The following is a 14883-nucleotide window of genomic DNA, read 5'->3' on the forward strand; positions in this document are numbered from 1 at the left end:
GTTGTTTAATAATAAGTAGTAGGTCTTTTAACTGTAGTAGGTCTCTTAACTATAGAAAGAGGTGGCCTGTATGCTTTTTACTAAAATTCTTCTAGCTTACGACGGCTCCAAAGCAGCGAATAAAGCGCTCGGACGTGCGGTTGAACTTGCCAAGGTAACACCGGGAGCCACGCTGGATGTCATTCATGCTTACGATTTTCCGCGATTCTTCGTTGGGGAAGGGCTTGCTCCAATTCCAGCTTCACTTAATAAAGATGTCTACGATCTTGCTGTGCAGACGACAGAGGAAATCCGCGAGCGGATTGAGAAGTCAGGCGTCACCGGCCAAGTGGAGATGATTCAGGGTCCTCCGGCTGAAGTCATTCTGGAGTATGCGAATCAGAACGGCAGTGACCTCATTGTCATCGGCAGCCGAGGTCTTGGCGGTATCCGCGAGTTCGTACTGGGCAGTGTCAGCCATAATGTAGTGCAGCATGCAAAGATTCCGGTGCTGGTTGTAAAATAATGTTGTTGGGACGCTTAGGCGTCCCTTTTTTATAGAGATTGGTTCTTCCGATGTTGCATCCGCAGCTGCGGCTTCATATTTATCGTACGCGATTTGGGCGTATCTTTCGAAGCGTCCGTTAAGAGGATAGGTGCTTTTTGTCAGAGGAGGTTCATATGGAAATTATTCTGCTTATGGTCTTGGTTGTTCTGGTCGGTCTTATGTTCTCCAGTCGAATGACGGCAATGGAGAAGCGAATGAGGCAGCAGCAGAACACGTTAAATCAAATGGCAAACCAATTAGGAATACCTGAACCGCCGGTTCATGAGGAAGTCAAACAGCTACTGGCGGATGGGCAGGACATTAAAGCGATTAAAATCGTAAGGGAAGAGTTAGGGTTGTCTTTGGTAGAAGCCAAGCAATATGTAGATGCCATCAAACATGGGGAGCGGTAGAACCGGTTGGTTGCGGGAAGAAATGCGGTTTCCCGATTACAAATGAGGTGCTGCATTCTCCAGGGTAAACTCCCAGCGCCCGCCCCGGAACTCCACCCTGTGCAGCCCGGTGTTCGCCGCCGGGAAGAACGGATTCTTATTGCTCCATGCCATATCCTTGATTAGATGATAAATGATGTTAATCACTCCCCCGTGAGTGACCACCAATACGTTCTCGTGATCATTTGTTTCAAGCTGATTCTGGCATAACCTCGTGAAGGTTTTCTTAATCCGCTGGAAATTTTCTTGCGGACTTTCACCGCCCGGGTATTTTTCGTCCATCCGTAAGCTGGAAAAATACAGCCCGGGGAACTTCTCTTCCGCTAAAGAGTTGGGTATTCCAGCGAGCAGACCGTTATTCATCTCCCTCCAATCCTCGGAACCATGAAACGGAAGGCTAAGCTTATCGGCCAATATGGAGGCAGTCTGATAGGCTCTCTGTAAATCGCTGCATACGATTCGGTGGATATTAAAATCATGCTTGTGTTCGTTTAAGTATTGCCCCAGCTTTTCCGCTTGCCTGATCCCTTCGTCTATGAGCCCGCGCTGGCTCCACCCTCCGCGGTACCCTTCTTCATCTTGACCATGCCTTACGAGATAGATAGCCATTGGTTCCTCCTTAGAAATAGATTCTGCTTAGTAATATTCAAATATAGATATCGGACAATAAGATTTCGACATCCGCCCTCATCTTCCTTGTAAGTAGCTACAATTAAAGAGCAGAATCCGGTCTTATTTTATTCTGCGATAATACTTTTCCCTTACCCTCTATGCAGCAGCAAAAAAAGGTTCTCGCTCCAGCGGAGCGGACGAATCGTGGATGGAGAAGCGAAGCGTTCGCCTTTAAACACGGGAAACATCCATTATAGTTCAATCCAGTTTCCCGTGTTTAACAGCGATCGGAATCACGATGCGTCAGCGCAGCGCTGCCACTGCCCCACCTATGTATTGCTTTTCGTGTCCGGCCGTTGCCCGTGCCTTCCATAAAGCCCGCAATTTCCAAGAAGTTTTTGCTGCAGCATTGCTCACTCCCTAGATACGAACATTATTTTTTATGTAAATCCGATTGTTCGTGTTTAGGTTGACATTTGGTGTCAGAAATTGATAAACTGAGGATGTTGAGGTTCAAAATAACTTATAAAGCGTGATTGATGAAATTTAATATTTCTCGTATAAAGCCGGGGATATGGCCCGGAAGTCTCTACCCGGAAACCGTAAATTTTCGGACTACGAGGGAATACAAACGGTGCGGCTACGACGGGGCTTGGTTTCATGTTTGCCTCATTGGCGGCGGATGCGCAAGATTCTTCTGCTTGACGCAGGCAGCAGCGTTCGTAATCCTTGTATGTCCGAGACCTGCACAGATTTTGTGTTTACGGGATCGGACTTTTTTTTCAGCAGCAGCCATTATATTGTCGAATTTCGAAGAAAGCGGGGGTAACTCATGACAGCACAAGTAGGAGTCATTATGGGAAGCCAATCAGATTGGGATACGATGTCCCATGCATGCCAGGTGCTAGACGAGCTTGAAATTCCTTATGAGAAAAAAGTCGTATCCGCTCACCGGACGCCGGACTTGATGTTCCGGTATGCCGAGGAAGCGGAGGGCCGAGGACTTCGCGTCATTATCGCCGGAGCCGGCGGGGCCGCTCACCTGCCAGGAATGGTCGCTTCGAAGACGGTATTGCCGGTTATCGGCGTTCCGGTTAAATCGAAAGCGCTGAAGGGGCTGGATTCATTGTTGTCGATCGTGCAGATGCCGGGCGGCATTCCGGTAGCAACCGTAGCGATCGGTAAAGCGGGAGCAACCAACGCCGGATTGCTCGCAGCCCAGATTTTGGGTACTTCGAATGCGGGGATTCGGGAAAGAGTGCAAGCGCGCAGGGACCGTATCCGTGACGAAGTGCTGGAAAGCAGCGATAACCTATGATGGAGAACGGAGCACAGCAGACGAAGGTCTCTAGCAAAAAGCTACTGCCTGGTTCCGTCATTGGTGTACTTGGCGGGGGACAACTCGGACGGATGATTGCGCTGGACGGGATCCGGATGGGATATTCGTTCGTCACCCTTGATCCGACGCCGAACTCCCCGCTTGGCCAGATGGCTGAGCAGGTTACGGCCCGGTATGACGACGTTGAGGCTGCCCGGCAGCTCGCCGTCAAAGCGGACGTCATTACGTACGAATTCGAAAATGTCGATGCGGGCGTCGCCCAGCTTCTGGAGGAACAGTCTTATGTTCCCCAAGGAAGCAAGCTGCTGTACACCACGCAGCACCGCTTGCGCGAGAAGGCCGCAATTGAAGCGGCCGGCGTACCGGTTGCGCCGTATCGTGAAATAACAAGCTTGGAAGATTTACAGTCCGCCGCCTCTGAACTTGGACTTCCGTGCGTGCTTAAGACCGCCATGGGAGGTTATGATGGTAAAGGGCAAGCGGTTCTCCGCAGCGAAGATGAGCTGGAATCAGCCTATAAAGAGCTGGCTGCCAGCGGGACGGAGCTGGTGCTGGAGAAGTTCGTGAAGTTCGCGTGCGAGATCTCCGTGATCGCGGCGCGTACGCCCAGCGGCATCGTGAAGAGCTTTCCCCCGGCAGAGAACGTGCATGACAACAATATTTTGCACTTGTCGATTGTGCCTGCTCGCGTGACAAGCGAAGTACAGCGCAAAGCATGTCAGCTCGCGGAACGCGTAGCTGAAGGCATGGGAGCTGTCGGCCTGCTGGCTGTCGAGATGTTTGTGACCGAGGATGGGGAGCTGTACGTGAATGAGCTTGCACCTCGTCCGCATAACTCGGGTCACTACACGATGGAGGCATGCTCAACCTCTCAATTCGAGCAGCATGTAAGAGCGATCTGCGATCTGCCGCTCGGGGACACAACGCTGCTGAGCCCGGTCGTCATGGTGAACCTCCTGGGACAGCATCTGGAGGAAGCGGTACGGCGCTTTGGAGAGCACGACGCGCTTGCAGAGTCTCTCGGCGTTGTGCCTAAGCTTCATCTATACGGCAAGAGCGAATCGAAGCTTAACCGCAAGATGGGACATATCAACCTCTTATGCGGGGATGTCGATGACGCGCTCGAATGGGTAGAGAAAACTAATATTTGGAGGCAGGATTAAACGATGATTGAACGTTACAGCAGACCGGAAATGCGGGCGATTTGGACCGAGGAGAACAAATTCAGAGCATGGCTGGAAGTGGAATTGTGCGCATGCGAGGCATGGGCGGATCTCGGCGTCATTCCGAAGGAAGATACCGTTAAGCTTCGCCAGAATGCAACCTTTAATATGGATCGGATTTATGAAATCGAACAGGAAACCCGCCATGATGTCATCGCCTTTACACGCGCGGTTTCGGAAAGCCTTGGCGAGGAGCGCAAATGGGTTCACTACGGTTTGACTTCGACGGATGTGGTGGATACCGCGATGGGATATCTGCTCAAGCAAGCCAACGATATTTTGGAGCAGGACATCCTGCGCTTTATCGGTATTTTGAAAGAGAAGGCACTGGCTTACAAGCATACCCCGATGATGGGTAGAACGCATGGGGTGCATGCAGAACCGACAACCTTCGGTTTGAAAATGGCGCTGTGGCATGAAGAAATGATCCGTAACCTGGAGCGCTTCCGCCATGCGGCCGACGGCGTGCAGTACGGCAAAATTTCCGGAGCCGTTGGAACGTATGCCAACATCGATCCTTCGGTTGAAGAATTCGTCTGCCGCAAGCTTGGCACGAAGCCGGCGCCGATCTCGACCCAGACGCTGCAGCGTGACCGTCATGCGGAATACATGGCAACACTTGCGCTCATCGCGACTTCGCTCGAGAAGTTCGCTACCGAAGTCCGCGCACTCCAGAAGAGTGAGGTTCGCGAGGTCGAAGAGGCATTCGCCAAAGGACAAAAAGGTTCCTCCGCGATGCCGCATAAACGGAATCCGATCGGTTCGGAGAACATCTCGGGTCTTGCGCGCGTCATTCGCGGCCACATGGTTTCGGCTTACGAGAACGTGTCGCTCTGGCATGAGCGGGATATTTCCCACTCCTCGGTAGAACGTATCATCGTGCCGGACGCTACGATGCTGCTGAACTACATGCTGAACCGCTTCGGCAACATCGTGAAGAACCTGACCGTCTTCCCGGAGAACATGAAGCGCAACATGGCTCGCACGTTCGGCGTTCCTTTCTCGGGCCGGATCATGACGAAGCTGATCGACAAGGGCTTCAGCCGCGAGCAAGCGTACGATACCGTTCAGCCTCGGGCCATGCAGGCATGGGAAGAGCAGCGTCAATTCCGCGAGATCGTGGAATCCACGCCTGAGATCACCGAGGTGCTCAGCGCTGAGGAGATCGAAGATGCATTTAATCCAAGCTGGCACCTGAAGCATGTGGATACGATTTTTGCCAAGCTGGGATTGGAATAGTTAAGAAATTTGTATTAATCGCCTGAAGGCTCTGTGAAGTTGAGAATCACTACAACGGAGAAGGCGGGCAACAGGGATCGGAAAAACAATCCGCATTCGTAGTGATGAGTAAGCTGAAAGTCTTTAACATGCTACTGAGCATTCTATTTTTCATCCGTCAGAAATATAGGGAGCGACGGTTACTCATGCGTGAGCCACACGTCGCCCCAAGGGGGAGGAACACATGACATTACCGGCATTATCGACCGCCACTCATCTGGTCAACGTACCGCTGCTGTATAAGGGCAAGGTTCGTGAATTGTACGACCTGGGCGAGCACGTACTCATTGTAGTAACCGATCGTATTTCCGCTTTTGACTATGTGCTGGAGCCGCCCGTGCCGGCCAAAGGAACCGTGCTGAACAAGCTGAGCGCCTTCTGGTTTGAACAAACGGCGCAGCTCATCAGCAATCATGTCGTGCATACAGACGTGAATCTCCTGGGCGATGCCGTCAAGGATAAGGAGCTGCTGGATGGACGAATCATGGTGTGCCGGAGGGCCGAACGCATCGATATCGAATGCGTGGTGCGCGGGTGCATTACCGGCGGAGGCTGGAGGCAGTATCAGTCCTCTGGCGAGGTTAACGGCATGAAGCTGCCGGAGGGTCTGCGCAAGAATGAGGCTTTTCCCGAGCCGATCTTCACGCCGGCGGCGAAGAACGATGTCGGTCATGACGAGGACATCCCGTTATCGCGCATGAAGGAGCTTGTCGGCGAGGAGCTGGCGCTGCAGCTGCAGGACAAAAGCCTGATGCTGTACAAGTTCGCCCGCGATTATTGCAGCAAGCACGGCATTATTTTGGCCGATTGCAAGTTTGAGTTCGGTTTAATCGATGGAGAGATCATTCTGATCGATGAGATTTTCACGCCGGATTCCTCCCGTTTCTGGGATGAGAAGAATTACGCGCTAGACATTGAGATTGACAGTATGGATAAGGAGCCCGTCCGCACGTATCTCGCTTCGTCCGATTGGGATAAGAACAGTGAGCCGGATCCCCTGCCACAGGCCGTGGTAGAGGAGACGACGCGCCGCTATACCGATATTTACAGTCGAATCACGGGTGCAAGCCTGTAAAGCTTTTATAAACCATTTCATTCATATATACCGAGGAGGAACAGGATACAATGTTGAAAGCAAAGGTTTACGTCACGATTAAGCAGAGCGTATTGGACCCTCAAGGGGTAGCGGTGCAAGGTGCACTTCATTCGATAGGGTACAAGGAAGTGGAAAGCCTGCGGATCGGTAAATATATGGAACTTGAGCTGGGTACGGACAACCGTGAGGAAGCCGAGCTGCGAGTAAAAGAAATGTGCGAGAAGCTTTTGGCCAATACGGTGGTTGAGAACTACCGTTATGAATTGGAGGGCTAAACCAATGAGATTTGCAGTGCTGGTCTTTCCTGGTTCCAATTGTGATATTGACTGTTATAAGGCGGTAGAAGAGACGATTGGTCAGCCGGTGGATTATGTGTGGCATACGGCTACGGACCTTTCTCCATATGATTGCATTTTGGTACCCGGCGGATTCTCTTATGGAGATTATCTCCGGTGTGGTGCGATTTCCCGATTCGCCCCGGTTATGAGCGAAGTGGCGAAGGCGGCGGAAGAGGGCAAGTATATTCTTGGCATCTGCAACGGATTTCAGATTTTGACGGAAGCCGGACTCCTTCCCGGAGCTCTGCGCCGCAACGATTCGATGAAATTCCGCTGTCATGACACGGTGCTCAAAGTGAACAATAATACAACGCCGTTTACGCGAGATTACGCGGAGGGGCAAGAGATTGTCATTCCGATCGCGCATGGCGAGGGCAACTATTACTGTGATGAAGAAACACTTCAAAAGCTCCGGGACAACCGGCAAATCGTATTTACGTATCAAAACAATCCGAACGGCTCGATCGAGGATATCGCAGGCATCTGCAATGAGCGGGGCAACGTAATCGGCATGATGCCGCATCCGGAGCGCGCGGTCAGCAGCCTGCTCGGCTCGGATGACGGTAAAGCAATGTTTACATCCATATTACAGGCATGGAGGGATACTCATGGCGCAGCAAACGTCCGTTAAGGAACCGACAGCAGAACAGATCGCAGAGCATCAGATTTACAAGCAAATGGGAGTTTCGGACAGCGAGTATGAGCTGATCTGTTCCTTCATGGGACGCAAGCCGAATTACACGGAAATCGGCGTATTCAGTGTCATGTGGTCCGAGCATTGCGCCTACAAAAATTCCAAGCCGCTGCTTCGTCGTTTCCCGACAAGCGGCCCGCGCGTCCTAATGGGACCGGGCGAGGGCGCCGGGATCGTTGATATCGGCGACAACCAAGCGGTTGTATTCAAAATCGAAAGCCATAACCATCCGTCCGCTGTAGAGCCTTATCAAGGCGCAGCCACGGGCGTTGGCGGCATTATCCGCGATATTTTCTCCATGGGGGCAAGACCGGTAGCGATTCTTAACTCGCTTCGTTTCGGCAAGCTGGAGAGCGATCGCGTTAAATATTTGTTTGAGCACGTGGTATCCGGCATTGCCGGTTACGGCAACTGCATCGGGATCCCGACGGTAGGCGGCGAGGTTGTATTCGACGAAAGTTATGAAGGCAATCCTCTGGTCAATGCGATGTGCGTCGGCGTTATCGACCATGATAAGATTCAGCGCGGCGTTGCAAAAGGGGTAGGCAATCCGGTCTTTTATGTCGGGCCTCCAACTGGCCGCGATGGCATCCACGGCGCAACCTTCGCTTCCGTTGAGCTGACGGAGGAATCCGAAGCGAACCGCACGGCCGTTCAGGTCGGCGATCCGTTCATGGAGAAACTCGTGATGGAGTCCTGCCTCGAGCTGATTGATTCCGGCATTGTGCTGGGCATTCAGGATATGGGCGCGGCTGGATTGACTTGCTCCAGCGCGGAAATGGCAAGTAAAGCAGGCAACGGTCTTGAGCTGTACCTGGACCAAGTGCCTCAGCGCGAAGAAGGCATGACGCCTTATGAAATGATGCTGTCGGAGTCCCAGGAACGGATGCTGTTCGTGGTTGAGCCGAAGCATGAGGAGCAAGCCCGAGAAATCTTCGAACGCTGGGGCGTTATCTGCGCCAAAGTCGGCAAAGTGACGGACGATGGCCGCCTGAAGCTGATCCACCACGGTGAGGTGGTAGGCGACATGCCGGTTAAAGCGCTCGTAGACGAATGCCCGATCTACAACAAACCATCCCAAGAACCGGCTTATTACCAAGAGCAGGCTGCGGTGGATATGCTTCGTTATGAAGAAGTGAAGGATTTGGGCGGTGCCCTCAAGAAGGTGCTCGGTTCGCCAAGCCTTGCAAGCAAAGCATGGGTATACAACCAATACGATTATATGGTTCGCACCAGCACGGCCGTTCGTCCGGGTTCGGATGCTGCTGTCGTAACGGTGCCGGGAACGCGCAAAGCCCTGGCGATGACAACGGATTGTAACGGACGTTACGTCTACCTCGACCCTGAGCTTGGCGGCAGAATCGCGGTCAGCGAAGCAGCGCGCAATATCGTGTGCTCCGGCGCCGAGCCGCTGGCGATTACGGATAACCTGAACTTCGGAAGCCCGGAGAAGCCGGAAATTTTCTGGCAGATGGAAAAAGCCGTGGACGGCATGGCGGAAGCTTGTCGTGAGCTTGAAACGCCGGTCATCGGCGGAAATGTGAGTCTCTACAACGAGAATGCCAAAGGCGCGATTTATCCGACGCCGGTTGTCGGCATGGTCGGCCTGATCCATGATACGGATCATATTACGACACAAGGCTTCAAGGCGGAAGGCGATGCCATCTACGTTCTGGGTGATACCCGTGCGGAACTGGGCGGCAGCGAGTTCCAAGCGATCATGCATGGAGTATCGGAAGGCAGACCACCGGAACTGAACCTGGATACCGAGAAGAAATTGCTCGGCGGCGTACTGAAGGCCATCCAATCCGGTCTGGTACAATCCGCGCATGACGTGTCGGAAGGGGGACTTGCAGCCGCGCTGGCGGAGAGCTGCATCAGCGGCAACGTTGGGGCGAGCGTGCAATGGTCAACCGATCTGCGTAACGACGTAGCGCTCTTTAGCGAGAGCCAATCCCGGATCGTGCTGTCGGTGTCTCCTGATCATAAGAACGCGCTGGAGAAGCTCCTGCAAGAAGCGGGCGTTCCATTTACCGCGCTTGGCGTAGTCGGCGGGAATAAGCTTAGCATTAACATTAACGGTGCTTCTGCGCTGGAAGAATCCGTGGAGGCTTTGAAATCCGTCTGGGAGGATGCCATTCCATGTCTCATGAACTGATACCCGAAGGACTGTGGACAGGGGATTACTACAATGAGGGAACAGGTCAGAGCGATATTTTTGATACATTAAAAGAAGAGTGCGGCGTATTCGGGGTGTTTGGGCATCCCGATGCCGCCTCCCTTTCCTATTACGGGCTTCACGCCCTCCAGCACCGCGGCGAAGAAAGCGCAGGAATCTGCGTAGCCGACGGCGAGAATTTCAATTATCACCGCGGGATGGGACTTGTAAAAGAAGTGTTTGATAAAGACAAGCTGGAATCGCTGCAGGGCAGCATGTCGATCGGGCATGTCCGTTACTCGACCAGCGGGGACAGCAGACTGACGAATGCGCAGCCGCTCGTCTTTAAATATCGCGAGGGCAATCTGGCGATTGCTACGAACGGCAACATCGTCAACGAGCCGAAGCTTCGGCGCGAGCTGGAGATGGAGGGCTCCATATTCCAGACGACCAGCGATACGGAAGTCATTGCGCATCTGATCGCGCGTTCGCCGAAGGATTTTGTCGAGGCTGCCAAGGATGCCTTGCAGCGCTTGGTGGGCGGGTTCGCCTTTCTGCTCATGACCAATGACAAGCTGCTCGTCGCCTCGGACCCGAACGGACTCCGTCCGCTCACGATGGGTCGTCTGGGCGATGCGTATATCTTCACTTCGGAGACCTGCGCGCTTGAAGTCATCGGGGCGGAAGCGATCCGCGATGTTGCTCCCGGAGAGCTGCTGATTCTCGATCGGAACGGGCTTCGGGAAGAACGGTATACGGAAGCGGGACGCAAAGCGTTGTGCGCGATGGAATATATTTATTTCTCCCGTCCGGACAGCGATCTGAACGGCTCCAATCTGCATTCGGCCCGTAAACGGATGGGCAGCAAGATGGCCCTGGAATCGTTCGTGGATGCCGATGTGGTTACAGGCGTACCGGATTCCAGCATCTCGGCCGCTATCGGTTATGCCGAGCAAACGGGCATTCCTTACGAGCTGGGATTGATCAAGAATAAATATACGGGCCGGACGTTCATTCAGCCGAGCCAGGAGCTGCGCGAACAGGGCGTGAAGATGAAGCTGAGCGCGGTACGGCGCGTGGTCGAAGGCAAACGGGTGGTCATGATCGATGACTCCATCGTACGTGGAACCACGTCCCGCCGGATCGTTAATTTGCTTCGCGAAGCGGGCGCGACCGAAGTGCATGTGCGGATTACGTCGCCGCCATTCAAGAACCCTTGCTTCTACGGCATCGATACGCCGGACCGCAGAGAGCTCATCGCTTCCGAGAAAAGCGTCGAGGAAATCTGCCGGGAGATCAACGCGGATTCCTTATCGTTCCTGAGCCCGGAGGGACTTATATCCGCCATTGGCGGTTATGATGAGCACAGCCCTAAAGGCGGCTTGTGCATGGCATGCTTTGATAATGATTACCCGACGCAGATTGATTTTAACGGGGAAGAGAAGATGGGCTGCAGCTGCTGATTCTGCAGTGGACAGCCATTTTTTCTCGGATACACCCATTAAATGCGTGTTCAAAAAGGTCGGTTTTCAGCACCGAGAAGGTTGGTTTGAACAACCTCTTTAAGCTGGTTATTGATTAAGCCCATAAATGATGTGTGAACAGATACTTTCGTCATAACGAAAAAGGAGTGTTGAGCGCGTGTCGGATACTTACAAACAAGCAGGCGTGGATATCGCTGCAGGCAATGAAGCGGTAGAGCGTATGAAAAAGCATGTCAAAACGACTTTCAGACCGGAAGTCATGACCGACCTCGGGGGTTTTGGCGCACTGTTCAAGCTGAATAAAGACCAATATGAAGAGCCGGTACTCGTCTCAGGCACGGATGGCGTCGGCACAAAGCTGAAGCTCGCATTCGCGATGGACCAACATGATACCATCGGCATTGATGCGGTAGCGATGTGCGTGAACGATATTGTGGTGCAAGGCGCAGAACCGCTCTTTTTTCTCGACTATTTAGCTTGTGATAAGGTCATTCCGTCCAAAATCGAATCCATTGTCAAAGGGATCGCCGACGGATGCAACCAAGCGGGATGTTCCCTGATCGGCGGGGAAACGGCAGAGATGCCGGGCATGTACAGTGAAGGCGAGTATGACATCGCGGGCTTCACCGTAGGCATTGTCGACAAAAGCAAAATGATCAACGGGTCGAATATCGCGGCAGGCGACGCGGTGATTGGTCTAGCATCCAGCGGTGTGCACAGTAACGGCTTCTCGCTTGTTCGCAAGCTGCTTCTGGAGGACGCAGGCTACTCTCTGCAGCAAGAGCTTCCGGAACTGGGCGGACGTCTTGGCGACGTACTGCTCGCTCCGACCAAGATTTATGTGAAGCCGCTGCTCGGACTGTTGAAAGAGATCGAAGTAAAGGGTATGGCGCATATCACGGGCGGCGGATTCATCGAGAATATTCCGCGTATGCTGCCGGATGGCGTCAATGTCGACATCGAATACGGCTCTTGGCCGATTCTGCCGATCTTTAAGCTAATGCAGGAAAAAGGCAGCATTTCGAACAAGGATATGTTTACGACATTTAATATGGGAATCGGCATGGTGCTTGTCGTCAAAGAACAGGATGCAGACGGAGTGCTTCAATACCTCCGCTCCGCAGGCGAAGAGGCTTATGTGATCGGCCGGGTCACCGAAGGCGAGCGCATCGTAACCTTTACGGGAGCTGAGGTGTAATGAGGCCGTTTCGGATTGCGGTTTTCGCTTCCGGCAGGGGCAGTAACTTTCAGGCTTTGGTAGATACGCAGCACAGGGGGGCCCTGGGCGGCGTGATCAGCATCCTGGTATGCGATAAGCCACAGGCTCCCGTCGTGGAGCTGGCTCAAGCGGCGAATGTGGATGTATTCGCCTTTCAGCCGAAGGATTATGCCTCGAAGGAAGATTACGAACGTGAAATTGCGGTAGAGCTTCAGCAGCGCGGTGTCGAATTGATTGTACTTGCAGGATATATGCGGTTATTGAGTCCGTCCTTTGTCGAGTTCTATAGCGGCCGGATCATCAACATTCATCCATCGCTGCTGCCTGCTTTTCCAGGAAAAGACGCGATTGGCCAAGCGCTGGACTATGGTGTGAAGATGACTGGTGTCACGGTTCACTTTGTGGATGGCGGCATGGATACCGGACCTGTTATTGCTCAAAAAGCCGTAGAGATCAAGGAAGGCGAAACGGCAGAAGTGCTGGCAGAACGCATTCATGCCGTGGAGCAGAAGTTATACTCTGAAGTCGTTTCCTGGTTCGCCCAGGGGCGAATTTCGCTGAACGGGCGGAATGTGACGATTACCGAATAGGCTTTTGTAATAAAAGCGGACAAGGTCTTTCGGTGAATCGACATGTTCGATATTTCTCGGGAAATAATTTGCAATTATGGATCTTCGACAGCATCTACGGAATCAAGACAGGCTTACTTAGTTAATTTCATTCATAATAGGGGGTATGAACGTGGGTATCAAAAGAGCTTTGGTCAGCGTTTCGGATAAAACCGGCATCGTGGAGTTTTGCCGCGAGTTGTCTTCATTGGGTGTAGAGATCATTTCGACAGGGGGAACGAAGAACCTCCTCGCCAAGGAAGGAGTTCCTGTCATCGGCATCTCCGATGTGACCGGATTCCCTGAGATTCTGGACGGACGCGTCAAAACCCTTCATCCAGCTGTGCACAGCGGTCTGCTTGCCATTCGCGACAGCGAGGAGCATCAGCGTCAGATGCAGGAGCTGGGCCTCGATTACATCGATCTGGTCGTGGTGAACCTGTACCCATTCCAGGAAACGATCGCGAAGCCGGGTGTCGAGTATGAGGATGCAATCGAAAATATCGACATTGGCGGGCCGACGATGCTGCGTTCGGCTGCGAAAAACCATGCTTTTGTGAGCGTGGTTGTCGATGCGGCGGATTATGGCAGCGTGATCGAGGAAATCCGTGACGGCGGCGACACGACGCTGGAAACCCGCAAACGTCTTGCAGCCAAGGTTTTCCGTCATACGGCGGCCTACGATACGTTGATTTCTGACTATTTGTCGAATGTAACGGGCGATCCGCTTCCTGAGCGCTTTAGCGTCACCTACGAGAAAATTCAGGACCTTCGTTACGGCGAGAATCCGCATCAAAAAGCGGCATTTTACCGTAAACCGCTGGCACCAGCGGGTACTTTGACGACCGCGGAGCAGCTGCACGGCAAAGAGCTCTCCTATAACAATATCAATGACGCGAACGCAGCCCTGCAGATCGTGAAGGAATTCGACGAGCCAACCGTGGTGGCCGTGAAGCATATGAACCCTTGCGGCGTGGGCATCGGGACAAATGTGCTGGAAGCTTACCAAAAAGCTTACAACGCTGATCCGACATCCATCTTCGGCGGCATCGTGGCGGCGAACCGGACAATTGACGCTCCGACGGCGGATCTGCTGAAGGATATTTTCCTTGAAATTATCCTGGCACCGGATTTCACACCGGAGGCGCTGGAGATTCTCACGAAAAAGAAAAATATCCGTCTACTGAAGATGGGCGAGTTCGGTTCGGCCAAGGAGCGCCAAAGCACACTTGCGGTGACAACCATCGAAGGCGGCATGATCGTACAGGAAAGCGATGTGCATTCCCTGGACGCCGCTGATCTGAAAGTTGCAACGGACCGGAAACCAACGGAAGAAGAGCTGAAGCAGCTGCTCTTCGGCTGGAAAGTGGTCAAGCACGTGAAATCTAATGCGATCGTATTGGCTGCAGACAACATGACCGTTGGCGTTGGCGCAGGCCAAATGAACCGTGTCGGCTCGGCGCGTATTGCGGTGGAACAGGCAGGAGAGAAAGCCAAGGGAGCCGTACTCGCTTCCGATGCGTTCTTCCCGATGGGAGATACCGTGGAGCTTGCAGCGAAAGCCGGCATTACCGCCATCATTCAGCCGGGCGGCTCCATTAAGGATGAGGAATCCATCAAGGCAGCCAACGAATACGGGATCGCCATGGTCTTTACTGGCGTGCGGCATTTTAAACACTAATTCATGAGCACAAAAAGGGGCTTTGCTGCAACCATGAGGCTGCAGTTGAAGATCACCTTTCAATCAGCAACATATAGAGGCGACGCCGCTCTTTCGAGCGCGCCGCCTTTAAGTTTAAGGGGACCAGAAGGTGAAGATGATCTCACGCTTCGCCCTGTAAATCATTCATGTTATG

General features: G+C 53.0%; 14 protein-coding genes and 1 riboswitch. Of the genes, 13 read left to right on the forward strand and 1 reads right to left on the reverse strand.

All coding sequences use genetic code 11. The features are described from left to right. Positions 1-70 precede the first annotated feature (70 nt). On the forward strand, positions 71-505 hold the full coding sequence (locus MKX98_RS04870; protein WP_326097959.1) for a universal stress protein: 435 nt from the start codon (positions 71-73) through the stop codon (positions 503-505). A 155-nt stretch (positions 506-660) separates the two neighbouring features. Continuing rightward, positions 661-939, forward strand: a complete 279-nt coding sequence (locus MKX98_RS04875) for a hypothetical protein (protein WP_339221730.1) — start codon at positions 661-663, stop codon at positions 937-939. Between the two features lie 36 nt (positions 940-975). On the opposite strand, the gene MKX98_RS04880 is transcribed toward MKX98_RS04875, so the two are convergent. After that, entirely contained in the window at positions 976-1587 is a 612-nt protein-coding gene (locus MKX98_RS04880) for a histidine phosphatase family protein (protein ID WP_339221732.1), read from the reverse strand. Between the two features lie 539 nt (positions 1588-2126). Next, positions 2127-2228, forward strand: a riboswitch (purine riboswitch). A gap of 194 nt (positions 2229-2422) precedes the next feature. Between MKX98_RS04880 and purE the strand changes: the two genes are divergently transcribed. The 11 genes from purE to purH all read left to right on the forward strand — a co-directional run bounded on the left by purE (position 2423) and on the right by purH (position 14708). Then, entirely contained in the window at positions 2423-2908 is a 486-nt protein-coding gene (gene purE / locus MKX98_RS04885) for a 5-(carboxyamino)imidazole ribonucleotide mutase (RefSeq protein WP_220686528.1), read from the forward strand. Further along, a complete protein-coding gene (gene purK, locus MKX98_RS04890; protein ID WP_220686527.1) occupies positions 2905-4092 on the forward strand; it encodes a 5-(carboxyamino)imidazole ribonucleotide synthase in 1188 nt (395 codons plus the stop codon). The genes purE and purK overlap by 4 nt, the downstream gene beginning before the upstream one ends. 3 nt (positions 4093-4095) lie before the next feature. Continuing rightward, positions 4096-5391 carry an adenylosuccinate lyase gene (gene purB, locus MKX98_RS04895; RefSeq protein ID WP_220686526.1) on the forward strand — a complete coding sequence of 432 codons (1296 nt, stop codon included), beginning with the start codon at positions 4096-4098 and terminating at the stop codon, positions 5389-5391. A 223-nt stretch (positions 5392-5614) separates the two neighbouring features. Continuing rightward, on the forward strand, positions 5615-6505 hold the full coding sequence (locus tag MKX98_RS04900) for a phosphoribosylaminoimidazolesuccinocarboxamide synthase (RefSeq protein WP_220686525.1): 891 nt from the start codon (positions 5615-5617) through the stop codon (positions 6503-6505). Positions 6506-6555: 50 nt separating this feature from the next. After that, positions 6556-6801 (forward strand): phosphoribosylformylglycinamidine synthase subunit PurS, encoded by a 246-nt coding sequence (purS, locus tag MKX98_RS04905; RefSeq protein ID WP_012819094.1) that lies wholly within the window; start codon positions 6556-6558, stop codon positions 6799-6801. Between the two features lie 4 nt (positions 6802-6805). Further along, a complete protein-coding gene (gene purQ, locus MKX98_RS04910) occupies positions 6806-7495 on the forward strand; it encodes a phosphoribosylformylglycinamidine synthase subunit PurQ (protein ID WP_100540297.1) in 690 nt (229 codons plus the stop codon). Continuing rightward, a complete protein-coding gene (gene purL, locus MKX98_RS04915; RefSeq protein ID WP_220686524.1) occupies positions 7473-9716 on the forward strand; it encodes a phosphoribosylformylglycinamidine synthase subunit PurL in 2244 nt (747 codons plus the stop codon). The genes purQ and purL overlap by 23 nt, the downstream gene beginning before the upstream one ends. Next, positions 9701-11179: an amidophosphoribosyltransferase gene (gene purF / locus MKX98_RS04920; RefSeq protein ID WP_145039121.1), complete on the forward strand. Its 1479-nt coding sequence runs from the start codon at positions 9701-9703 to the stop codon at positions 11177-11179. Before purL ends, purF begins: the two co-directional genes overlap by 16 nt. A gap of 178 nt (positions 11180-11357) precedes the next feature. After that, positions 11358-12398: a phosphoribosylformylglycinamidine cyclo-ligase gene (purM, locus tag MKX98_RS04925; protein ID WP_194540968.1), complete on the forward strand. Its 1041-nt coding sequence runs from the start codon at positions 11358-11360 to the stop codon at positions 12396-12398. Then, the gene (gene purN, locus MKX98_RS04930; RefSeq protein ID WP_071221557.1) at positions 12398-13009 is read left to right on the forward strand and encodes a phosphoribosylglycinamide formyltransferase; all 612 of its coding nucleotides are present in this window, start codon (positions 12398-12400) and stop codon (positions 13007-13009) included. The genes purM and purN overlap by 1 nt, the downstream gene beginning before the upstream one ends. A 151-nt stretch (positions 13010-13160) precedes the next feature. Then, the gene (gene purH / locus MKX98_RS04935; RefSeq protein WP_339221742.1) at positions 13161-14708 is read left to right on the forward strand and encodes a bifunctional phosphoribosylaminoimidazolecarboxamide formyltransferase/IMP cyclohydrolase; all 1548 of its coding nucleotides are present in this window, start codon (positions 13161-13163) and stop codon (positions 14706-14708) included. Positions 14709-14883 lie beyond the last annotated feature (175 nt).

It is taken from the genome of Paenibacillus sp. FSL W7-1332, from assembly GCF_037969785.1.
Taxonomy (GTDB): Bacteria; Bacillota; Bacilli; order Paenibacillales; family Paenibacillaceae; genus Paenibacillus_AQ.